The organism is Anabaena sp. PCC 7108 (assembly GCF_000332135.1).
In the GTDB taxonomy this organism is placed as follows: domain Bacteria; phylum Cyanobacteriota; class Cyanobacteriia; order Cyanobacteriales; family Nostocaceae; genus Anabaena.
In genome coordinates this window covers 4,620,738-4,643,133 of sequence record NZ_KB235896.1, presented here as the reverse complement: position 1 = coordinate 4,643,133, position 22,396 = coordinate 4,620,738, and the positions used below count along the sequence as shown (strand labels likewise).

19 protein-coding genes are annotated in these 22,396 nt (G+C 37.0%); 17 read left to right on the top strand and 2 right to left on the bottom strand.

Going from position 1 to position 22,396, the window contains the following annotated elements:
• Positions 1-80: 80 nt before the first annotated feature.
• The 14 genes from rd to ANA7108_RS0121615 all read left to right on the top strand — a co-directional run bounded on the left by rd (position 81) and on the right by ANA7108_RS0121615 (position 17,644).
• Entirely contained in the window at positions 81-242 is a 162-nt protein-coding gene (gene rd / locus ANA7108_RS0121680) for a rubredoxin (protein ID WP_016952930.1), read from the top strand.
• A 52-nt stretch (positions 243-294) separates the two neighbouring features.
• Positions 295-1,518 carry an NAD(P)/FAD-dependent oxidoreductase gene (locus tag ANA7108_RS0121675; protein ID WP_016952929.1) on the top strand — a complete coding sequence of 408 codons (1,224 nt, stop codon included), beginning with the start codon at positions 295-297 and terminating at the stop codon, positions 1,516-1,518.
• Positions 1,519-2,408: 890 nt separating this feature from the next.
• A complete protein-coding gene (locus tag ANA7108_RS0121670; RefSeq protein ID WP_016952928.1) occupies positions 2,409-3,839 on the top strand; it encodes a sugar transferase in 1,431 nt (476 codons plus the stop codon).
• An 18-nt stretch (positions 3,840-3,857) separates the two neighbouring features.
• Entirely contained in the window at positions 3,858-6,110 is a 2,253-nt protein-coding gene (locus ANA7108_RS0121665) for a polysaccharide biosynthesis tyrosine autokinase (protein WP_016952927.1), read from the top strand.
• A 95-nt stretch (positions 6,111-6,205) separates the two neighbouring features.
• Complete coding sequence (locus tag ANA7108_RS0121660) at positions 6,206-7,546, top strand: flippase (RefSeq protein ID WP_016952926.1); 1,341 nt, start codon at positions 6,206-6,208, stop codon at positions 7,544-7,546.
• A gap of 86 nt (positions 7,547-7,632) precedes the next feature.
• On the top strand, positions 7,633-8,556 hold the full coding sequence (locus tag ANA7108_RS0121655) for a glycosyltransferase family 2 protein (protein WP_016952925.1): 924 nt from the start codon (positions 7,633-7,635) through the stop codon (positions 8,554-8,556).
• Positions 8,557-8,584: 28 nt separating this feature from the next.
• Positions 8,585-9,856 (top strand): glycosyltransferase family 4 protein, encoded by a 1,272-nt coding sequence (locus ANA7108_RS0121650; RefSeq protein ID WP_016952924.1) that lies wholly within the window; start codon positions 8,585-8,587, stop codon positions 9,854-9,856.
• 36 nt (positions 9,857-9,892) lie between these two features.
• Positions 9,893-11,134 (top strand): O-antigen ligase, encoded by a 1,242-nt coding sequence (locus tag ANA7108_RS0121645; RefSeq protein ID WP_016952923.1) that lies wholly within the window; start codon positions 9,893-9,895, stop codon positions 11,132-11,134.
• A 56-nt stretch (positions 11,135-11,190) separates the two neighbouring features.
• Entirely contained in the window at positions 11,191-12,060 is an 870-nt protein-coding gene (locus ANA7108_RS0121640; RefSeq protein ID WP_016952922.1) for a glycosyltransferase family 2 protein, read from the top strand.
• A gap of 50 nt (positions 12,061-12,110) precedes the next feature.
• Positions 12,111-12,881 carry a WecB/TagA/CpsF family glycosyltransferase gene (locus ANA7108_RS0121635; protein WP_016952921.1) on the top strand — a complete coding sequence of 257 codons (771 nt, stop codon included), beginning with the start codon at positions 12,111-12,113 and terminating at the stop codon, positions 12,879-12,881.
• A 92-nt stretch (positions 12,882-12,973) separates the two neighbouring features.
• Positions 12,974-14,119 carry a glycosyltransferase gene (locus ANA7108_RS0121630; RefSeq protein ID WP_016952920.1) on the top strand — a complete coding sequence of 382 codons (1,146 nt, stop codon included), beginning with the start codon at positions 12,974-12,976 and terminating at the stop codon, positions 14,117-14,119.
• 178 nt (positions 14,120-14,297) lie between these two features.
• Positions 14,298-15,491 carry an endo-1,4-beta-xylanase gene (locus ANA7108_RS0121625; protein WP_016952919.1) on the top strand — a complete coding sequence of 398 codons (1,194 nt, stop codon included), beginning with the start codon at positions 14,298-14,300 and terminating at the stop codon, positions 15,489-15,491.
• Positions 15,492-15,564: 73 nt separating this feature from the next.
• Entirely contained in the window at positions 15,565-16,599 is a 1,035-nt protein-coding gene (gene lpxD, locus ANA7108_RS0121620; RefSeq protein WP_016952918.1) for a UDP-3-O-(3-hydroxymyristoyl)glucosamine N-acyltransferase, read from the top strand.
• Positions 16,600-16,876: 277 nt separating this feature from the next.
• Positions 16,877-17,644, top strand: a complete 768-nt coding sequence (locus ANA7108_RS0121615; protein WP_144052412.1) for a hypothetical protein — start codon at positions 16,877-16,879, stop codon at positions 17,642-17,644.
• 100 nt (positions 17,645-17,744) lie between these two features.
• Here ANA7108_RS0121615 and ANA7108_RS0121610 read toward each other — a convergent pair whose 3' ends face one another.
• The gene (locus ANA7108_RS0121610; RefSeq protein WP_016952916.1) at positions 17,745-17,963 is read right to left on the bottom strand and encodes a hypothetical protein; all 219 of its coding nucleotides are present in this window, start codon (positions 17,961-17,963) and stop codon (positions 17,745-17,747) included.
• A gap of 344 nt (positions 17,964-18,307) precedes the next feature.
• On the opposite strand from ANA7108_RS0121610, the gene ANA7108_RS0121605 reads away from it, so the two are divergent.
• On the top strand, positions 18,308-18,580 hold the full coding sequence (locus ANA7108_RS0121605) for a hypothetical protein (protein ID WP_016952915.1): 273 nt from the start codon (positions 18,308-18,310) through the stop codon (positions 18,578-18,580).
• Positions 18,581-18,933: 353 nt separating this feature from the next.
• Here the strand turns inward: ANA7108_RS0121605 and ANA7108_RS0121600 are convergent, their stop codons facing one another.
• The gene (locus ANA7108_RS0121600) at positions 18,934-19,839 is read right to left on the bottom strand and encodes a CoB--CoM heterodisulfide reductase iron-sulfur subunit B family protein (protein ID WP_016952914.1); all 906 of its coding nucleotides are present in this window, start codon (positions 19,837-19,839) and stop codon (positions 18,934-18,936) included.
• A 657-nt stretch (positions 19,840-20,496) separates the two neighbouring features.
• Here ANA7108_RS0121600 and acpP point away from each other — a divergent pair.
• Together acpP and fabF are read left to right on the top strand one after the other, a co-directional pair.
• Entirely contained in the window at positions 20,497-20,748 is a 252-nt protein-coding gene (gene acpP, locus ANA7108_RS0121595) for an acyl carrier protein (protein WP_016952913.1), read from the top strand.
• Positions 20,749-21,012: 264 nt separating this feature from the next.
• Complete coding sequence (fabF, locus tag ANA7108_RS0121590) at positions 21,013-22,263, top strand: beta-ketoacyl-ACP synthase II (protein ID WP_016952912.1); 1,251 nt, start codon at positions 21,013-21,015, stop codon at positions 22,261-22,263.
• The last annotated feature ends 133 nt before the right edge of the window (positions 22,264-22,396 follow it).

The window sequence follows — 22,396 nt, the reverse complement described above, 5'->3', positions numbered from 1 at the left end:
AAATTAATCAAAGAATTTGCTCACAATCTATTGAAAAGAATTGTAGCTGAAAACCAATAATTGGATAAGGACGCACAAAAATGACAAAATATGTATGCAGCGTCTGCGGATATGAATATGATCCCGAAGTAGGTGATCCAGATGGGGAAATAGCACCAGGAACAGCATTTGAAGACATTCCCGATGATTGGGTGTGTCCAGTTTGCGGTGCTGCAAAAGAAGACTTTGAAGCGGTCGAATAGTGAAAATAACAGCTAACCTAGTTAAGTAGGTGCTATTGAGATATTTTTGAAGTTGTTACCGTTACAAATTGTAGTTATTGGTGGTGGGGCTGCGGGATTTTTTGGTGCGATCGCTTGTGCCGAAGCTAATCCTGAAGCCAAAGTGACATTAATTGAAGCCAGTCGTCAACCTTTGGCGAAAGTGTTAATTTCTGGTGGGGGACGCTGTAATGTCACTCACGCGTGTTTTTCCCCAGAAGAGTTAGTCCTAAATTACCCCAGAGGTGGAAAAGCCTTGCGGGGTGCTTTCACGCGTTTTCAACCTTTAGACACCGTAGATTGGTTTGCTGCACATGGTGTAAATTTGAAAACTGAGGCTGATGGGCGGATGTTCCCAATTACAGATCGTTCGGAAACCATTGCCGAATGTTTGATTAAAGCTGCATTTACGGCTGGATTAGAACTTAGTATTGGGACACCCGTGATTGCTGTCAACCGACAAAATGAGGGTTTTGAAATTATTCTCAAGTCAGGAGAAAAGAAATATTGCGATCGCTTGCTTCTGGCTACAGGTAGCAGCATTATCGGTCATAAACTCGCCAGGGAATTAGGTCATCACATCGAAACACCTGTTCCATCCTTATTTACATTTAACATTGCAGATCCCAAACTACGTGCATTAGCCGGAATTAGCCTAAGTTCCGTAGATTTACGGTTATCAGTCACAGGTAAAACCCGATTACAACAAACAGGCCCCTTGTTAATCACCCATTGGGGTGTCAGTGGACCAGCAGTACTCAAACTTTCGGCTTGGGGTGCAAGAATCCTCCATGAACATCGCTATCAAGCCAAATTATTCATCAATTGCTTACCCAATTTACAGCAAGAGGAAATCAGAGAAAAGCTTTTAGCTGTAAAACAAGAATGGCCAAGAAAAGCGATCGCTTTACATCGTGGTGTTGACATACCTCATCGCCTCTGGCAATATCTAATTAACCGTGCCAGTATTAATACTGAAGATCGCTGGGCAGGTATATCTCACAAAACCTTAAATCAATTAATTCAAGAAATCTCTCAGGGAGAATACTTAATTAATGGCAAAGGCGCTTTTAAAGAAGAATTTGTTACCTGTGGGGGAATTAATCTGAAAGACGTTAATTTTAAAACCATGGAAAGTAAGTTAGTACCTGGTTTATATTTTGCCGGTGAAATCTTGGATATTGATGGAATTACAGGTGGCTTTAACTTCCAAAGTGCTTGGACAACGGCTTATTTAGCGGGAACAGCAATAACATAACGAGTTCGATTTTTTGGGTTGTTAAGTGAGTATTTAGTATCATTTTCACTTACTTACATCATAAATAAATCAGGATTAGACCTAAAAATAGGACAAAATATTGTCCTAGAACTATATAAATTTGTTAAAAATAACAACTTTTTACTAAAATTGACTAAAAAAATCTAAGATGCTGGTATTATAGTATAATTACGGATGCAAACCTAGTATATTTATTAAATAATATACTGGCTACTAAAATCTATACTGGTTTTAACTAGTCAGGACTTGCCTATTTATTTGGGCGTTGCTGAATAAGGGGATGATTGAGGCTGACGCGGGGACACGGGGACACGGAGACGCGGTGATTATATATTGATGCATATTCTCAAATCATCCCGCAATTATGCAACACCTTTATTTTTCAGAGGGAACAGGAAGCAACTCTTAACAGGAAAAACTCATGTTTAAAAACATGAGATTGAAATAATGACACTGTTTTTTTCGTGTCACTCTCCTTGTAAAAACATCCTTTTTTTGACTGAGCTGTAAACTCTTAAACTTTAGTTTCTTATCTGTTCCCTGTTCCCTGTTCCCTGTTCCCTGTTCCCTGTTCCCTGTTCCCTTCTTTTGTAAGTTACTTTACGCAATTTGTATTCACCCCAGTTGTGATCCATTGAGTTTGGACATAGAAAAAGTGATGAGTAATTGGCGTAATTTTTGTCAAGAGCCATCTTTTTCCTAAGTAGCAACTTACGTGATTACTCTTAAATCAGAACCTTGCAAACCTGATCAAAAACTAAGTTCAAAGCTCACAGTTCTAAGTAAGAAGACTTAGTCTAAACTCCAGTTATTCATGCAATCAGTGTATCTTTAAGCAAACCATCTCAATTTTGATTCAAGCTAAAAATATGCTAAAAAAGCAAAGAGTCATCAATCAATTAAGCCAGTTTCCTACCGATATACGCGCATCGACCTTTACTAGAGTCCGTAAAGGAGACTGGTGGCGAAGATTAATAACTTTAGTAACAGTTGATACATCATTATTATTACTTGCATGGTTATTAATTAAACTACGTACAAATTTTTATACAGACAGAAATTACTTATTTCCGTCATTATTGATATCTATTTCGATTCAAATCGGAGCTTTAGCCATCCAAGGAAATTATGCTCCAGGTAACAAGCGTCATGACTATTGGAATCTGATTAGAACCTTAACCTTTGCTCATAGTTTAATACTAGTAGCAGGTTTTTTAGATAAATCCATTGAAGGCTTTATGCCCTCAAACTTAATATTTTTTTGGTTGACTAGTACAGCTTTTATTTGTTTTGGCAGATTATCAGTTAACAAGACCCTTGAATATCTTCGTAAACGGAGAATATTAGCCTGTAACTCAGTTTTTATTATTTGTTCTGAAGAAGAAAAAGAACAAGCCTTGAGTTGTATTCAAACAGAGCAACGCTATAGCATAGCCGGCACTGAAAATTCTATTTCATTAGATAAAGATCATCGCCTAGAAACATTAGAAAAATTGAATAAACTAGGAGTAACAGAAGTTTTCATCTCTCTGAGTGCCATTCAAAATAGAATTTATTTATGTTGGTTATTTCAAACAGCTGGTATCACCGTACATCTCTTACCAATGGAATTAAAACCTATTTATAGAGACTTAGTATTTCATAATGTCGGTGGCATAGCTTGTTTAAGTTTCATTTCTCCCGCAATTACAGGTAAAGACTTTTGGTTAAAAAGAATTTTCGATTTTTGTTTTGCTTGCTTATTTCTTATCTTTACCTTTCCCATTTATCTAGCCATTGCCATAGCCATTAAACTAGATTCTCCAGGTTCAGCATTTTATCGACAAACTCGTATAGGATTACATGGAAAAGAATTTAAAGTCTGGAAATTCCGCACCATGAGAAACGATGCCGAAAAAATGCAAAAAGAATTAGAAGCTTTAAATCAAACCAAAGATGGAATACTCTTCAAAATTAAAGATGATCCAAGAGTTACTCGTATAGGTAGATTCCTCCGTCGTTATAGCTTAGATGAATTACCACAACTATTTAATGTTGTACTTGGAGAAATGAGTCTAGTTGGTCCTCGTCCCTTACCAACTAGAGATGTCAATAAATTTTCTGCACGGCACTTAATTCGCCAAGAAATATTACCTGGTGTCACCGGGTTGTGGCAAGTGTCAGGACGTTCCGATATTTTAGATTTTGAACAAGTCCTCAACCTTGATCTTACCTATATTGAAAACTGGTCACTGTGGTTAGATTTTCAAATTTTGTTAAAAACAGTGAGTGTAGTATTGAACAAAGAAGGAGCATATTAAAACTGCTTATTTAAAACTATGAACTCTAACAATTACACAGAAGAAATAGACTTTGAGCAGTATTGGCAGATTCTAAAACGACGCTTCCCCGCAGCCGCAAGCTTATTCAGCATAATCGTGATCTTTTTCACATTGATTGGTAACTTTCAAAAGCCAAGTTATGAAGTACAAGGTGAGCTACTTTTCAAAGTAGATCGTACCTCTTCACTTATAGGATTTGGCAAAGAAACACAAGAAGTCCAGGTAGATAAAAAAGACCCTATCAGCACAGAAATAGAAGTAATTACTTCTAGCCCACTTTTGCAGAAGACTATTAATACACTAAAAATTAAAGATAAAACTGGAGTTACTATCAAACCTGGAGTACTGAAAAAACAACTAAAACTGAAGAATATTCCTGGCACAGATGTACTGCAAATCTCTTACAAAAGTAGCAATCCAAAGGAAGCAGCCGCAATAGTTAACAACCTAATGAGTATTTATATCAAGGAAAATATTCTCACAAATAGGTCAGAAGCAACTTTAGCTAGAGAGTTTATTGCTAAACAACTTCCTACTAGTGAAAGTACTGTTCAGAAAGCAGAAGTAGCTCTGCGCCAGTTCAAAGAAAATAACCAGATTATCTCACTAGAAGAAGAAGGAAAAAAAGCAGTAGAGGTGATTGCAAGTTTAGATCAAAGAATCAGTATGATTCAATCTGACTTAGCAAGTGCAAATGCCAGATCAGTTGAACTTAGAAACAAATTAGACTTAGAGCCTCAGCAAGCCATGAATTTAATTGCACTTACCGAATCTCCTGGAGTACAGCAAGTGCTGAAAGAACTACAAAAATTAGAAGAACAGTTAGCTGTAGAGCAAAGCCGATATTTAGATTCAACCCCAGTAATTGTTAGCTTAAAAGCCAAAAAACTAGCAATAAAAACTGTATTAAAAGAGCGGATTAGCCAGGTTATTGGTAATAACAATAATATTGATATCAATAATTTGCAGATAGGAGAACTAAAACAAAAAATTACTTATGATTTTCTCAATATAGAAACACAAAAATTAGGTATGATGAAACAATTAGAAGCTTTATATAGCTCAAAAGCTAGTTATAAAAAACAATTAGATACTTTGCCAAAATTAGAGCAAGATCAGCGAGAACTAGAACGAAAATTGAAAGCTGCTCAGTCTACATATGCAGTTCTTTTAGAGAATTTACAGGAAACACGAGTCACAGAAAATAAAAATACCAGTAAAGCTAGAATTATAGAACCAGCAATAGTTCCTGAAAAACCTTCTAATAGTAAAAAAATTATCAGTATTGCATTAGGAATTATATTAGGATTTATCTTAGGTATAGCTATGATAATAATTCTAGAAATCCAAGATCAATCTATTAAAACTACCAGGGAAATTCAAAAAATATTTAAATATACATTGCTGGCAAGTATTCCTGCTTGGACAAAAAAGAAAAATCTTATTTTGGGTAAAAATGTGGAATGGCCGATTTCACATTTACCAGTTTTAGATAAACAGGGTCAGCAAATAGCAGAGATATATCGCATCCTCCAGGCTAATCTCAAATTTCTGAGTTCAGAACCACCCCTAAAAGCGATTGTAGTCACCAGCACGGTTCCCAAAGAAGGTAAATCTACAGTTTCGGCAAATTTAGCAGCAGCGATCGCACAATTAGGTCGTAAAGTTTTATTAGTAGATGCTAATATGCGTCATCCATTGCAACATCAGATATGGAATATCACTAATACAGTCGGATTGAGTGATGTGATTGTCGATCAAATAGAATTTGAGGCAGCTGTACAACGAGGAATAGATAATTTAGATGTATTGACTAGCGGGGATATTCCTTTTAATCCTTTATCTCTAGTTGATTCCAAACGGATGGTTTCCTTGATTGAAGATTTTTATCAAAATTATGATTTTGTAATTATAGATGCCCCTCCATTAGTAATAGGTGTTGAAGCTTTGACTTTAGGAAAAATGACAGATGGGCTTTTGTTAGTAGCAAGACCAGGAATAATAGATATTAATAGTGCTACTACTGTTGAAAAATATTTAGATCAATCAAAATCAAATATTTTAGGTCTTGTTATAAATGGTCTTAATTGGGAAACTAAATCAGATAAATATTCCTACTATTTGAATCCTTTTTCAGTCGATTTAAAGTCCAACGATATTAGTGAACACATAATAAATAATCAAGTAAATAGCAAGAATGCCCAAAAGTTGAGTTATATAAATGAGATTTTTAGTTATTTTAGAAAATAACTATTTATGAATAGGAACCAAAAATTATTTCTACAAAGCCTTGGTAAAAATAAAACCATCAAATTCAAAATTTACAAGCCCTAAGTTTATTTACAATGTTAAAAACAATATCTACAATTAGCTCAAAATTAAGTCCTAATTTATATAAATTTGCTGGTAACACCGCTTGGTTATTAGCAGATAAAATGTTGAGAATGGGTGTGGGATTATTTGTAGGACTTTGGGTGGCTCGTTATTTAGGCCCAGAAAAGTTTGGTATCTATAACTATGCGATAGCTTTCGTTTCCATGTTGACTCCACTCTCAACCTTGGGACTAGATCAAATTGCAATTCGCAATATTATCCGCGACCCCCAGGATAAAAATCAAGTTCTTGGTACTGCATTTATTCTCAAATTTATTGGCGGTCTCGTTACTTTAACACTGACAATTTATGGAATTGGTCTACTCCGTCCTGGAGATATTTCTATTCGTTTATTAGTAGGAGTTATAGCTATCGGCACGCTTTTTCAAGCATTTGATACAATTGATTTTTTCTTTCAATCTCAGCAACAATCAAAATATACAGTTTTTGCTAGAGGGATAGCATTTGCTTTAAGTAGTATTGGTAAAATATTCCTAATTCAAACCCAAGCACCTCTGATTATGTTTGCTGGAATTTGGTCAATTGAACTTGGGTTTGGAGCCGTTGGACTAGTGTTTGCATATCGCTTACAGGGTCATATTATCAAAAAATGGCGATATAACTTTAATTATGCCAAAAAATTACTTAAAGATAGTTGGACGCTGATTTTTTCTAGTATTGTCATTATGATCTATATGCGAATAGATCAGATTATGTTAGGTCAGATGATTGGTGACCAAGCCGTGGGAATTTATTCCGCAGCTGTAAAAATATCAGAACTATGGTATTTCATCCCTATTTCTATTGCTAACTCAGCATTTCCGGCTATTTTAGAAGCAAAAAATAATAGTGAAAATCTTTATTATCAGCGTCTAGAAAAACTACTGGGATTAATGTCATTATTATCCTATACAGTGGCTATACCAGTCTGTTTTGTATCTAAAGACATAGTCAATTTGTTATACGGTAAAGGTTATGAAGAAGCAGGATTAATATTAACAACTCATATATGGACTGGTGTATTTGTTTCATCAGGTTTAGTCAGAAGCTTGTGGACAACCACAGAAGGCTTTATGAAATTTGCTTTAGCCTCAACTACAATCGGCGCGATAATTAATGTTGTTTTAAATTATTTTTTCATTAAAACTTATCATGGTTTAGGAGCAGCGATAGCTACAGTAATTGCTCAATTTTTCGCATCTTATGCCAGTAATTTTTTATTTTCACCAACCAGAAAAATTTTCATCTATCAAACTAAATCACTACTGTTGTTACCTTTGTTAAAAGTCATGAAAACAAAATTGAATTTATAATTATTAAAAATATATTTCTATTCTCAAATAGAGATATCTAATTATACTATTTGATAGTCATCATATTAATTAGCTAGAGAAAAAATATGTCAGATTTTAAATTTCAAACCCCCGTAATTTTGATTATCTTTAATCGCCCAGATACTACAAAAAAAGTATTTGCAGCAATTCGTCAAGCCCAGCCACCAAAACTATTAGTGATTTCTGACGGGTTCCGTCCAGACAGACCAGGGGAATTTGAGAAATGCACTGATACGCGGGCAATTATCGATCAAGTAGACTGGAAATGTGAAGTTTTAAAAAATTACTCTAATCACAATTTAGGATGTAGAAATCGAATTTCCACTGGTTTAAATTGGGCATTTGAACAAGTGGAAGAAGCAATTATTTTAGAAGATGATTGTTTGCCACACCCAACATTTTTTCGCTTTTGTCAGGAAATGCTAGAGTTCTATAGACACGATACTAGAATTGCTTCTATCTGTGGAGATAATACTCCAGTAGGTTATAGACGTACTCAGGATAGTTATTATTTTTCTCTATATAATCGCTGTTGGGGATGGGCAACTTGGAAAAGAGTGTGGCTAAATTACGATGTAGATATGAAAAAATGGCCTCTAGTTAGAGACAATAATTGGCTTTACGATATATTGCAGGATGATTATGCAGTTAATGTTTGGACTAACATTTTTAACTCTACTTATGATAAATTAAACACTAGTTGGGCTTATCAATTTACATTTTCACTGTGGATGCAAAGCCTGATGAATATTATACCTAATGTCAATATTGTCTCTAATATTGGTTTTAATGAAAGTGGGACTAACACATTAAATAGGGAAGATCCTAGAGCTAATGTTCCTACTCAAGCTATAAATTTTCCGATTCAACATCCACCATTTATAATTCGTGACACTCTCGCAGATGCTTTCACACAAAAATATGTTTACAATCCTTATAGTTTGCCAAAACGGATTAAAAATAAACTGAAAAAGATATTTAAAGCATAAATCTTAATAACTAGATCACTATCACTGTATGAACATTCAACCTTTAATTTTAAGCTTTTCTGATATTGAAGGTGGTGCAGCCCGCGCTACCTTCCGATTACATCAAGGCTTACAGACCATCGGCATAAAATCTCAAATGTTAGTGCAAAAAAAATTGAGTAGCGATCCAGCAGTAGCAGCACCCAACACCAATTTTATTCGTAGTTTAGCTGGAACAAGAATTAGCCTTGATGCGATGCCTTTAAAAAGCTATCCTCACCGTAAACAAACAACATTCTCTCCTCAATGGCTACCAGATACAGTAACTCGTAAAGTTGCGGAAATTGCTCCTAATATTATTAATTTACATTGGATTAATGCTGGATATATATGCATAGAAACAATTGGCAAACTAAAGCAACCTTTAGTCTGGACTCTGCATGATATGTGGGCATTTACAGGTGGCTGTCATTACAGTCAAGAATGCGATCGCTACACAGAATCCTGTGGTACTTGTCCACAACTAGACAGTAGCAAAAATTCCGACCTATCTAGCTGGATATGGCAGCGCAAAACTAAAGCCTGGAAAAATCTTGATCTAACTATAGTCGCACCCAGTTCATGGATGAGCAAATGTGCAAATTCTAGTTCCCTATTTAGAAATCTACCAATTGAAGTTATTCCCAACGGAATTGATACTAAAATCTACAAACCAATTAATCAAAATTTGGCTAGAGAAGTTTTACAATTACCCTTAAATAAACAACTAATTCTTTTTGGTTCTCTCAATGTCACAAGTGATAAAAGAAAAGGGTTCCATTTATTGCAAGAAGCCCTACAAAGTTTAAGCTTAAGAAAATCGCCAGATAATTTAGAGTTAGTGATTATTGGTGCTTCTCAAGCCGAAAAATCTCTCGATCTCTGCTTCAAAACTCATTATTTAGGTACATTACATGATGATATTTCTCTAGCTATGGTCTATTCGGCAGCGGATGTCTTTGTTTTACCTTCTACTGAAGATAACTTGCCTAATACCATTATGGAATCGATGGCTTGTGGCACACCTTGCGTTGCTTTTAACATCGGCGGTATACCTGACATGATTGGACATCAACAAAATGGTTATTTAGTTCCGGCTTATGATACACAAGACTTAGCTCAAGGGATTGTCTGGCTATTAGAAGATGAAGAACGTCGTCACAAGTTATCCTATCAAGGTCTTGAAAAAGTAGAAAGAGAATATGCTCTAGAAATTCAAGCTGGTCGCTACGCATCGCTTTTTTGTAATATTTTGTCCTCCAGCAAGCAGCGTCGCATTTAAGCCTTGAGTAGTTAATAAATTAGGAGTCTTAATCAGTTGACTAATAAGTTTCTACAGCAGTTATTCAGATATTTTGAAACAGTTAGCGTTGTTTTATTGCTTTTGTTTGCTGAGACTTTAAACATACCGAGTGTTGTAGACAAAAGTATAAATGCTGTTAGTTATTTAATTGTCACGATTTTGGTGATTAGCCAATTTAAACGTATTGTTTATGTTTTGACTAGAGATATATCCTTGCTGCTTCTAGTTATGATTGCTGTCTTATCAAATTTATGGTCTGAAGCAATCGATGTCACCTCAATCCAAAGTAGATCCTTATTGCGTACCACATTTTTTGCTGCTTATTTAGCTAGTCGTTACTCACCTAGAGAACTCATCAGTTTGTTGTCGTCCACCATAAGTATATCAATAATTACGAGTTTTGCTGCCAGCATAGCCATACCTTCTTTTGGTACTGGAGTTGTTAACGGTAAGCTAACTTGGAAAGGAATTTATGCCTTCAAGCAATATCTAGCTAGGTTCATGGCTATAGGATCACTGGTTTTTCTGATGAAGATTTTAGACAAAAAATATAATACATGGCTGGCATTCCTAGGACTTGTTTCTAGCTTAATACTTATTTTACAAAGTCAGAGTAAAACAGCTTTAATATTATTTATTTTTTCTCTATTAGTATTACCTATTTTCACAATATTGAAACAATCTGCTGGCATACGGCTAATTTCTCTACTTATTTTTGCTACAATTTTTAGCAGTATTGTAACTATAATTTCCTTGAACCTTGAGTTTATACTGGTAGACTTGCTAGGTAAAGATATGGAATTAAATGGGCGAATTCCCGTATGGACATTAGTTATAGAAAAAGCCTTAGAACGACGATGGTTTGGATATGGTTATGCTGCATTTTGGTATTCCGATGAGGCTTATTATATAGTGAAAAATTCATGGGCTTCTCTGTCAGTTGGTAACGAAGTAAGTCGCTTTCACTCTCACAATGGTTTTGTAGACCTATTCACGCAATTAGGATTTGTAGGATTAGGGCTGTTTATCATTAATCTTATTAATCTATTTAATAGACTAATTAAAATCATCATAATTACTAAGACATTAGAAAGTTTTTGGATGCTACAGGTGCTATTAATTAAAATCATTCTGAATACAGTAGAGCTTATTACCATTCTCTCACCAAGCAATATATTTTGGATTCTTTATGTCTACATAGCATTATCATCTGCTGTTTGGTATAGACGGCTATGCAACAATCAGCCAGCTATGTAGATATCTAAAATAAATAAGCAAATAAATAAGCAAATGTAAAAGAGGATATCAAGTAAATGAACAATGCAAATATTGCCGTAATCATGACTTGCTACAACAGACGAGAAATAACCCTGGTTTGTCTGCACGCACTCTATCAGCAAAATATTCCCCTAGACGTTTATTTAGTTGATGATGGTAGTTCTGATGGCACATCAAATAGTGTTCAATCTGCATATCCCGAAGTCAATATACTACTAGGAAATGGCAGCCTTTTTTGGGGAGGAGGAATGCGCTTGGCATTTGCAGAAGCACTCAAACACAACTACCAATTTTACATCTGGTTAAACGATGATACAGTTCTTGCTCCCGATGCCATTAACAAATTACTGCAAATTTATCAAAACCTAGCACAACAAGGTTATCAAGATACAATCATTGTCGGTTCTACACAAGACCCCATCACAGGTAAAGCAACCTATGGTGGTGCAGTCCGATCCCAACGTTGGTACTCCAACAAATTTGAGTTTGTGCCACCCAGCGAAGAACCCCAGCAGTGTGACACCATGTATGGGAATTGCGTACTTATTTCTCATTTAGTCACTGAAAAAATCGGCAATTTAGATCCTGCTTTCGTTCATACTTTCGGTGATCTTGACTACGGACTCAGAGCGAAAAAATCTGGCTGCACAGTCTGGACAGCCCCAGGATACATCGGTACTTGTTCCAAAAATTCAGTTCGTGATAGTTGGGCAGATAGCAAACTTCCCATCCATAAACGTCTGCAAAAAGTAACTCAAATCAAAGCCTTTCCAGTTGGTCCCTGGACTATATTCACCCGCAGACATTCAGGAGTATTCTGGTATTTTTACTGGTTTTTACCCTACATTAGAGCCATTATTGGCTACAAAAACTTACAAGCTTCTGCTACCTTTAGCGATGACTAATATGACATTAATAGAAATGATTATTTCAACATTTACGCGGAGAAAAATTAATGGATAAAACTTTCTATAATTTTTTAGGTATTCACGCCCAAGCATTGACTATTAATGAACTTAATTTGCTTATTGGGGCAGCTGTAAAACAAAATCAAAAATGGATAATTGCTAACCACAATTTACACAGTCTGTATCTATATCATCACCAAAAAAAAATGCAGACTTTTTATGCCAAAGCAGATTACACACATATAGATGGTATGGCCTTGGTATTACTAGGACAGCGTTTAGGACTACCTTTGCAACGAGAACATAGAGTTACCTATGCAGACTGGGTATGGACGCTAATGACAGAAGCTCATCAACAAAAGTGGCGGATTTTTTACTTAGGCTCAAAACCAGGAGTAGCAGAAACTGGTGCTAATATCCTACGTGATAAATTTCCAGGTTTAGAGATTAAAACCAATCATGGTTACATTGACTCTAATTCTGAGAGTCCAGAAAACCAGGAAATTTTGTCACAAATTACAGCTTACCAACCGCACATATTAATGGTAGGTATGGGTATGCCTCGACAAGAAAACTGGATTCTCGATAATCTAGAACAGATTTGTGCGAACGTCATCCTTCCCAGTGGTGCTTGTATAGATTATGTGGCCGGTGCAATACCTACTCCTCCTCGCTGGATGGGGCGTTTGGGTTTTGAATGGCTATACCGTTTGTTGAGTGAACCAAAAAGACTTTGGAAACGCTATCTAGTTGAACCTTGGTTTATTCTCAAACTCTTCTTACAAGAATTTTTGACTAAGCAGTTAAAAATTAATTAAGAATAACTAACCACAGAGACGCAGAGTTCACAGAGAAATAAGAATTTCAGGGAAATTGATCACAATAATCTTTCACATTAAACTACTTGAATATGCGATTACTAATAGTTTCTACTCTCGATTCTGACCAACCATTCGGTGCATTTACTCGACCTTTTTATCTTGGACAATATCTAGCTAAACAGTTTGATTTATGTCAATTGGGTTTAAATTGTGCCAGTGTTGATTATGCTAAATCTACATCTGTTGGTTCAAGAAGTTTATCAGCTTATGTCCACAAAATTCAAGAATACATTACAGAATTTAGTCCTGATATTATCTATGCCCAAGAAACTTTACCAGGAATAGCAGCTTTAATTGCTGTCACCCTCAGTAGATATAAAAAATGCCAACTGGTGTTTGATTTTCATACTCTTTCTGCTTTTGAATATTGGACTCGGTTGGCAACTACTACTAATAAATTGCAGGAATTTAAACAATTTATTAAAACTTATCTTGCCCAAGGAGTATTATTATTTGCTAATTGTTCTATCATTGCTGCCAGTGCTGCCACTGTGAAAATGATTCCTCAATGGTATCCCACTCGATTAAATCATAATATTTATAGTGTGGGTAATGGAGTTTCTGAAGATTTATTGCAAGCTCCTTTTATTTCTACACCTGATCCTTATGAACATTTACGTCCGGCTAAAATTGCTGTAGTGATTGCTCCTAAAACATATCAATTTCCTACTAATGATATGTCAGTTGATATGACTATACAAATTGCTAAATATTTACAATATCAAGTTGAAGATATTCACTTTGTTGTCATTGGCAGAAATGCAGAGGACTTAATTTCATCTTTACCTAAAAATATTACATTTATTGGCTTTTTGCCAAGTCGTAGTGATTTTATTGCTCATTTAGTCCATACTGATATTTGCTTATTGCCATTTCCTGAAACTGCTGTTGCTGGTGGGGCGCGGAATAAAGCACTAGATTATTTAGCTGTAAAAAAATTAGTTATTTCTACATGGGAAGGACTTAGGGGTTTAGAGGAATTTCGCCACCAGGAACATCTTTTAGTTACGGGTTACGCTGTTGAAGAATTTGCTAACACTGTCAAAGAAGCTGTCACTAATTTACAAAATTATCAGCCTTTAGTAGAGAATGCTTATTCCTTAATTCAAAGTAAATATTCTTGGCAATCGATGGCGGATCGTGTAGCCGAGGTATTTAATAATCACATCAAATAATTAACTTGAATATTAACAGGATTTACGCAACTGGCACATTGGTAGGGTGCGTCAGATATCAACAATCTGTTTATTTGCAGGATTTATGCAGTAGTAAAGCACCCTACAACAGATTTTTAGTGTGACACTTGCGTAAGTCCTAATTAAATAAATAATATGGACAATGAATAGAAAATATATGTTTAAGCGCCGACACATTTTAAAATTAGGACTAGGGAGTTTATTCGGTATAGGAACTTTAGCATTAGGTCGAGCCAAATGTTTGAGCAAAAAAATCGAAGCACTCGACAATCCAAATAGAAAATTCACAGTAATTGGTACAACTTCATTAAAAGAACGCGCAGCAGCTAAAGGATTATTTTATGGAGCAGCAGTTAGAATTAATTCTCTGTCATCTGACAAACAGTTTATAGCTAATTTTGTGGAAGAATGTGCCATATTAGTACCGGAATGGGATCTAAAATGGACTAGTTTACGCCCTAATGCCTCTAGTTTTAAATTTACTTATGCTGATAGTTTAGCTAAGTTTGCACAAGCTCACGGTATGTTGTTACGAGGACATACTTTAGTTTGGGAGCAATCTTTACCAAAATGGTTTTGGCAAGATGTAAATAGTGGTAATGTTGTACAAATTTTGCAGCAACACATCCAAACAGTGGTTGGGCGTTATGCTGGACAAATACATTCGTGGGATGTCGTCAACGAGGCAATTCATATCAATGATGGCCGCACTGACGGTTTGCGTAATACACGCTGGCTGCAACTTATGGGTCCAGATTACATCAATATTGCTTTTCAGATGGCAGCAAAGGCTGATCCTCAAGCTTTGTTGGTATATAACGAGTATGGTTTAGATTACGATTCCAGGGATGATGACGCTAAGAGACTTGCTGTTTTGAGACTACTGGAAGGTTTAAAGTCGAAAGGTACGCCGATACACGCTTTAGGTATACAAGCTCACTTAAAAGGAGATTCTACCTTTTTTAACCCCCAAAAATTCAGGTCTTTCTTGCGCGAAGTAGCTGCACTAGGTTTGAAAATAATAATTACGGAATTGGATGTTTTAGATAAAAACTTACCTGAAGATATCAAAAAACGCGATCGCATTGTAGCTGCTGCTTATGAGGAATATCTGACGGCTGCATTGCAAGAACCAGCGGTAATTGGTGTTTTGACTTGGGGACTCAGCGATCGCTATACTTGGTTGGCAGAAGACAACTCCTCTGGTAAACTTCTCCCATTACCATTTTCATTAAGACCTCTGCCTTTAGATGCCGACTACAACCGGAAATTAGCCTGGAATGCGATCGCCCGCGCTTTTGATAGCGCCCCCAGACGTCAATCAGAGGTTGGAGAATTTATCTTAAAGTGAAGGTGCATGGTAGGAAAGCCGAAATTCTGATACTTTGGACTCAGCATTTTTGATAAATTCTGAAGATTAAACCATGCTATTCAGCGACATTGTTAGTAAATTAAACGACACTATTAAAGCTCACAATCTTACTGCTAACCCTGAAATTACAGCAGTTGCAGCCATAGATGAAGCTATAAGCGGTAATCTTAGCTATATAGAAGGTGCGAAATTCGCCTCTTTAGTCAATTCTACGGACGCTAGTGCTTTAATTTTACCTGTAGATCAACAATTGCAGACGCAAGCAACAGAAAGGGGTATTGCATGGATAGCAACCCCAGAACCACGTTTGTTATTTGCTCAAGCGATCGCTCTTTTTTATCAACCATATCGCCCAAGTCCAGATATTCACCCTAGTGCAGTCATTCACCCCACAGCTAAAGTCGGTAATGATGTCTATATTGGCGCTCATGTTGTGATTGAATCAGGGGTAGAAATTGGTAATGGTGCAATCATCCATCCCAATGTCGTAGTTTATCCAGATGCAAAAATAGGCGATCGCACCACCTTACACGCGAATTGTACCATTCATGAACGTACCATCATCGGTGCAGATTGCGTCATTCATAGCGGTGCTGTCATCGGTGCAGAGGGTTTTGGCTTTGTTCCCACTCGCACAGGTTGGTTAAAAATGGAACAATCAGGCTATACAGTTTTAGAAGATGGTGTAGAAGTCGGTTGTAACTCTGCAATTGATCGTCCCGCAGTTGGAGAAACCAGAGTCGGACGTAATACCAAAATTGACAACTTAGTGCAGATAGGACATGGATGTGAAATTGGTGCTGGTTGTGCGATCGCAGGTCAAGTAGGTATGGCTGGAGGAGCGAAGATTGGAAATCGGGTAATTTTAGCCGGACAAGTAGGGATTACCAATAAAGTCAGAATGGGAGATGGTGCGATCGCATCTGCTCAAGCCGGCATTCACAATAATATCGCACCGGGAGAGATTGTTTCTGGCTCTCCAGCAATGCCACATAAACTATATCTTAAAGTATCTGCTGTTTATAGTCGCTTGCCAGATTTATATCAATCTTTGAAACAATTGCAACGTCAATTAGGGAAAAAGTAAACTCAACAGTTATAAACTTTTTCAGCAAGCCCTCAATAAAGTTGCTAGTTGTGGAGATAGGTGATTGAAGGGTTTAGGGGTTAGGGATTTTTGAATCATGTCTCCAGCCTCCTAACTAGCAACTTTAGTAGTCATGAGTAGCACCACTGCATAGCAATGTTTAGCTTACGGTTATCTGTAACATTTGTAAGGATTGGGTTGGTTATATAATCTTCTGTGGTATATTGAAAAGCAAATAAGTTAGACTACTTAAAAGCATTTACCATCGACAATGAATATGATTCCGAATATTACTCCTGAGTTTTTAATAAAGCTATTCGAGAATTATCAATTTATCACACTAGGTCTCGGCTCTTTTCTTCTTGTTCTTGGTGCTACAGAAAAACTAGTACTAAGAAACAATAGCTGGATTATATCTTCTCAATTTAAGCTAATCTTGGTAGTGGTTGGGATAGTCCTAATGGTTATTTCTGTTTTAGCTATGTTCAAAGACAAACTCTTTGCACCTCAAAATAAAATTCAAAAAGAACTTGAAAACACAACAGCAGAGTTAGAGAAGATTAGAAATAAAATTAAATATTTAGTAGAATCAAGTAATAATAGTAATGGTTACGTTTCTTCTTCTGAACTTACTAATATTCTGGAGGGAATGGAAAATGATATACATGAATTTCAGCTACGGTTTCATAATTCCCAAAAAGCTGCAAAGTGGTTAAAAACTAAGCAGGAATCTCTTCTTCAGGCAGTAAAATTTTCTGATTTAAATTCTGATATTAACAATATAAGTTTGGATGATTTTCGTGCTGAGATAAAAAAATATATCGGACTTTTAATAGAAAGTCTTGAAACATCTAAAAATATTACACCCAGAAGGAGAAAAATAACTTATCATATTAACAAACCTTTACCATACATAGAAGTAATGGAATTTCTCCAAATTCAAATTAAGCAAGAGGTTGATAAACATCCAGACTTAACGAAAGAAGAATTTAGAGAGTTAAATAACTGTATAGACGCGCTTATTAGAGATATTCAACGTGAATAAAAATTCCTCTAGATGATTTCTGAAAGTTCTTTGGAAACATCTCTTCAGATTATGAACTAAAGGAATTTACAAATGCTAGGATATTCAAATATTTTGCTAATTATTTCTCAAACTTTTTCCAACTAGGTGCAATTGAACCTTCATATTCATCTTTCAATTCTTCATTCAGATTATCCAGTGTATCACATAGCAGGTTATACCCAGTCTGTAAACCCGGCGATTTAGTAGCCAATCCTTTAAGCACTTTTGCACGTTCTGCAAGATTGTGGATAAATTTTCGTAAATTTGATTCTTGTGATTCTTGCGATTTTTCTGGCATTTTTATTTCCCTCATATCAACGTACTACTCACATATTCACGCTTTGAAAAGTGCATCGGGAAAGTCAGCATTATAATCATCTGAAAATAAATGTGTATAGAATTGACTTAGAAGAGACTTCATAGGACTAATCACCCTTTAAATTTGTTTCATAGCAAGATTGCTGAGTCTTGTAGGGTGCGTTAGAGAAAGATACAGCACCTTATTTTTGTTGCAACAAGTGCGTTCACGAATTGGCGGCTTCCGTAACGCTTTCATGATGCTGAAACTGATGAATAAACTACCTTCTGTTTTACAATCGGGATGGAAGCTTACGGAATTTGAAGAGAGAGGATATTCGCTGTATGTCCAAGCCCAAACTTAGCGACGACGAAATTACCCAACGTGGCAAAGAACTCTATGAAAATAGCATTCGTTCTCTGGTAGAAACGCCAGAAAATATTGGCAAAATTATCTCAATCAATGTTGAGACTGGCGAATATGAAATAGGTGATGATTTACTGACAACAAGTCTGCGGCTACGAACCAAACAAGCAGACGCAGCACTTTGGACAGAAAGAATCGGGTTTAATGCCGTCTATGCGGTTGGCGGTACATTGGTTAGAACGGTAGAGTGATAAATGGAACTGTATTGTAGGTTGGGTTAAGGAACGCAACCCAACATCATATTTCTAAACATTAACATTATTGCTGTTATTGATATTTATAGCGTTTCCTAGTTTAGTGAAGTACAAAATCATCTGCGTTTATCTGCGTCCATCTGCGTTTAATTATTACAGCTTGTACCTCACTTGAATGGTAATTGCTATATTTGTTAGGTTCCATTTTATTTAATCCAACCTACAGTGCTGTAAATAAAACTGTCTGAATCAGGATTTCCAGGATTTAAGGATGAATAGGATGAAGTCAGGGATTTGATCACCAATTACCTTTTTCCCTGCCTCAACTAAATAACTAGCAACTTGGGTTATTAAAATCCCAATTTTTCTAAAACTGGTTTTGTGGAAACAATATGTCTTTCCAAACCCAATTCTTGCGGACTAACTCCTAAAGCTAAAGCAATTAATTGCGGTAAATGTAAAATCGGTAAACCTAATTTTTTCCCAATTACCTTTTCTACTTCTGGTTGACGAGAATCTAAATTCAGATGACACAAAGGACAAGGGGTAACAATACAATCAGCACCATTTTCTAAAGCTTCTTGAATGTGCATTCCTGCCATTTTAAAAGATTCATTCGTAGCATAACTAGATAAAGGCCAACCGCAACATTGAGTACGTCCACGATAATATACAGGTGTTGCACCTACAGCCCGAAACATATTTTCCATCGCTTCTGGTTGAAATGGGTCATCATAGGGCATAGATTTTTGAGCGCGGAGGAGATAACAGCCATAAAAAGCTGCACATTTTAACCCAGATAATTTGCGGGTGACACGGTTGGTAATTTCCTCTAAACCGTAATCTGTAACTAAGGCATAAAGTAGATGTTTAACTTCGGTACTGCCGCGATAAGGTGAACAGCCTTCTTTTTGTAACAATCCATTAACTTGATTTAAATAAGTGCGGTTAGTAGACTGACATTCTTTCAAACGTTCATCAACATGACCAATCACACCTTGGCAAGTGCTGCAATGAGTCAAAAGAGGGAGATTTAATTCTTCTGCTAAAGCGATATTTCTGGCATTAACTGTATCTTCCAACAATTGGGAATCTTCTTTAAACGTACCCGAACCGCAGCAGGAAGCTTTTTTTAATTCAATTAGTTCAATACCCAGTTTTTGGGTGAGTGCTTGCGTTGATAAATATAGTTCCCGACAAGCACCTTGAGCAACACAACCGGGATAGTAAGCGTATTTTAGCGTTTGAGATAGCATAGAATTATGTTTGAGTTTAAGCGATCGCTCTAAATAATTACAAAAATCATCACTGAAAGCCCTACGGCTGCAAGCCCCCTCATCATAAACTTTCTTTAGCCCCCAGTCACTTTCATCGCATTGTCAGCATCGCTAGTACACAACAGCAGCCGTCAGCAAACCATCAAAAATCCCTGAAAAGCTGGTTTAATCTGCTTTTTTAAGTTTTAATTTTTAGTTCTGTACAGTGGCACTATAGCAGTCCGATTTGATTTATCCAGGGGTTTAGCAGTGCTAAAGCCATACCGATAAAAGCTTTTCGTGTACGGAATTTGTCTGGCTACACCACGCAAGCTATCAAAAATCCAATACTAGTCCTATAGTTGTTTTTGTTCAGCCAATACGGGGACTACAAGTACCCGGCGTTGCTGAATAAGGGGATAATTGAGGCTGACACTCCAGACGCGGTGATTATATATTGATGCAGATTCTCAAATCATCCCGCAATTATGCAACGCCCAAGTACCCAAATCTGTTGAGGAACAGCACCGAGGATTTTCTTTGATGAAAAACCCTCAGGCGTATACGGAAGATCACGCTTTCCGATAAGATATATATGCTCAAAAAACATTTCTCGTAAAGAGCAGATCATCGCAACTGATTAAGGACTTTATATCTATGAGCCAAGCAGATATTTTTGATAAGGTAAAGAAAGTCGTCATCGAGCAACTAGACGTTGATAGTGAAAAAGTCGTACCTAACGCTAATTTTGTCAACGACTTAGGCGCAGATTCCCTGGATATCGTGGAATTAGTGATGGCTTTAGAAGAAGAATTTGATATCGAAATTCCCGACGAAGCTGCTGAGAAGATTTTAACGGTACAAGAGGTAGTGGATTATATTAACAGTAACGTTGCTGCCTCTGCCTGAAACAGTACTGAGTCTTGAGGAGCTAGTGCGTTAAGTTTTCATATCACCGTGCAAGAGTTTCCTGACTTAAGGTAACTTTCGTCGGCGCTGCTGACTTGATCTAAACTAGTGTTGCTAAGTGCTGAGTATATAACCTCTAGACTTTTCCCAAAAAAAGTATTGAGTATAAATTATCAAACTCATAGTAAACTCTTGACTCAGAACTTAGAACTCAGCACTCTTGATTGTTCTGCCTGCTGCTTTTTCGCCACCTTTAACTGAATCATGACAGACTATAAACGTAAACGCGTTGTTGTAACTGGTGTTGGCGCGATTACACCTATTGGTAACACACCATCTGAATATTGGGAAGGATTGTTAAGTGGACGTAATGGCATTGACTACATCACTGCCTTTGATGCGTCTAAGCATGATTGCCGCATTGCGGGTGAAGTAAAAAACTTCAATCCACTTGACTACATGGAACGCAAAGAAGCCAAGCGGACAGATCGGTTTGCTCAATTTGCGATCGCAGCGGCTAAACAGGCGGTAGGAGACGCGCAATTAGTTATCAATGACCTGAACGCAGAGCATATAGGTGTCATGATTGGCTCAGGCGTTGGTGGGATTAAAGTGTTGGAAGATCAACAAACTATCTACCTAAATCGCGGGCCAGATCGCTGTAGTCCGTTCATGATCCCGATGATGATCGCCAACATGGCAGCTGGGTTAACAGCAATTCATACTGGTGCTAAAGGTCCAAATTCTTGTTCTGTAACTGCCTGTGCAGCAGGTTCCAACGCCATTGGGGATGCTTTTCGCCTGATTCAAGGCGGATATGCCCAAGCAATGATTTGCGGGGGATGTGAAGCAGCAGTTACACCCTTATCTGTGGCGGGGTTTGCCGCAGCCAAGGCGCTTTCGACTCGCAATGATGATCCAGCTCATGCTAGTCGTCCCTTCGATTGTGATCGTGATGGCTTTGTCATGGGTGAAGGTTCAGGAATTTTAATTCTCGAAGAACTAGAACAAGCCTTGAGTCGGGGCGCTCGTATTTATGCGGAAATGGTCGGCTATGGTATGACCTGTGACGCTTACCATATGACAGCCCCAGTCCCTGGAGGCTTAGGTGCAGCCAGAGCGATAGAACTGGCACTCAAGGACGCAAAACTCACACCAGAAATGATAAGCTACATCAATGCTCATGGGACTAGCACCACCGCTAATGATGTCACAGAAACAGCAGCAATAAAGAAGGCTTTGGGCGATTATGCCTACCAGGTAGCAATCAGTTCCACCAAGTCAATGACAGGACATCTGTTAGGTGGTTCAGGAGGAATTGAAGCAGTGGCTACAGTCCTAGCGATCGCTAATGACCAAATTCCGCCCACCATCAATCTAGAAAATCCTGACGAAGGATGTGACTTAGATTATGTACCTCATGTTAGCCGCTCTCAAACAGTAGCAGTAGCACTGTCCAACTCTTTTGGATTTGGTGGTCATAATGTCACCCTAGCTTTTAAGAAATACCTCTAAATACCATGTTTGGATTTTGAGACTTTGGGTGGAAATTAACAGTCTTGATTAATAGTCTGTTGATATAGTAGGTGACAGGAAGTGACTCTTAACAGTCTGAAAAGTCTTTTGGTGTCTAGGTTTTATAATCAGT

What these genes read in the sequence shown, in the direction of transcription:
- rd (WP_016952930.1), top strand. Translation starts at nt 81, where the DNA reads ATGACAAAATATGTATGCAGCGTCTGCGGATATGAATATGATCCCGAA.
- ANA7108_RS0121670 (WP_016952928.1), top strand. Translation starts at nt 2,409, where the DNA reads ATGCTAAAAAAGCAAAGAGTCATCAATCAATTAAGCCAGTTTCCTACC.
- ANA7108_RS0121665 (WP_016952927.1), top strand. Translation starts at nt 3,858, where the DNA reads ATGAACTCTAACAATTACACAGAAGAAATAGACTTTGAGCAGTATTGG.
- ANA7108_RS0121660 (WP_016952926.1), top strand. Translation starts at nt 6,206, where the DNA reads ATGTTAAAAACAATATCTACAATTAGCTCAAAATTAAGTCCTAATTTA.
- ANA7108_RS0121655 (WP_016952925.1), top strand. Translation starts at nt 7,633, where the DNA reads ATGTCAGATTTTAAATTTCAAACCCCCGTAATTTTGATTATCTTTAAT.
- ANA7108_RS0121650 (WP_016952924.1), top strand. Translation starts at nt 8,585, where the DNA reads ATGAACATTCAACCTTTAATTTTAAGCTTTTCTGATATTGAAGGTGGT.
- ANA7108_RS0121640 (WP_016952922.1), top strand. Translation starts at nt 11,191, where the DNA reads ATGAACAATGCAAATATTGCCGTAATCATGACTTGCTACAACAGACGA.
- ANA7108_RS0121635 (WP_016952921.1), top strand. Translation starts at nt 12,111, where the DNA reads ATGGATAAAACTTTCTATAATTTTTTAGGTATTCACGCCCAAGCATTG.
- ANA7108_RS0121630 (WP_016952920.1), top strand. Translation starts at nt 12,974, where the DNA reads ATGCGATTACTAATAGTTTCTACTCTCGATTCTGACCAACCATTCGGT.
- ANA7108_RS0121625 (WP_016952919.1), top strand. Translation starts at nt 14,298, where the DNA reads ATGTTTAAGCGCCGACACATTTTAAAATTAGGACTAGGGAGTTTATTC.
- lpxD (WP_016952918.1), top strand. Translation starts at nt 15,565, where the DNA reads ATGCTATTCAGCGACATTGTTAGTAAATTAAACGACACTATTAAAGCT.
- ANA7108_RS0121615 (WP_144052412.1), top strand. Translation starts at nt 16,877, where the DNA reads ATGATTCCGAATATTACTCCTGAGTTTTTAATAAAGCTATTCGAGAAT.
- ANA7108_RS0121610 (WP_016952916.1), bottom strand. Translation starts at nt 17,963, where the DNA reads ATGCCAGAAAAATCGCAAGAATCACAAGAATCAAATTTACGAAAATTT.
- ANA7108_RS0121605 (WP_016952915.1), top strand. Translation starts at nt 18,308, where the DNA reads ATGTCCAAGCCCAAACTTAGCGACGACGAAATTACCCAACGTGGCAAA.
- ANA7108_RS0121600 (WP_016952914.1), bottom strand. Translation starts at nt 19,839, where the DNA reads ATGCTATCTCAAACGCTAAAATACGCTTACTATCCCGGTTGTGTTGCT.
- acpP (WP_016952913.1), top strand. Translation starts at nt 20,497, where the DNA reads ATGAGCCAAGCAGATATTTTTGATAAGGTAAAGAAAGTCGTCATCGAG.
- fabF (WP_016952912.1), top strand. Translation starts at nt 21,013, where the DNA reads ATGACAGACTATAAACGTAAACGCGTTGTTGTAACTGGTGTTGGCGCG.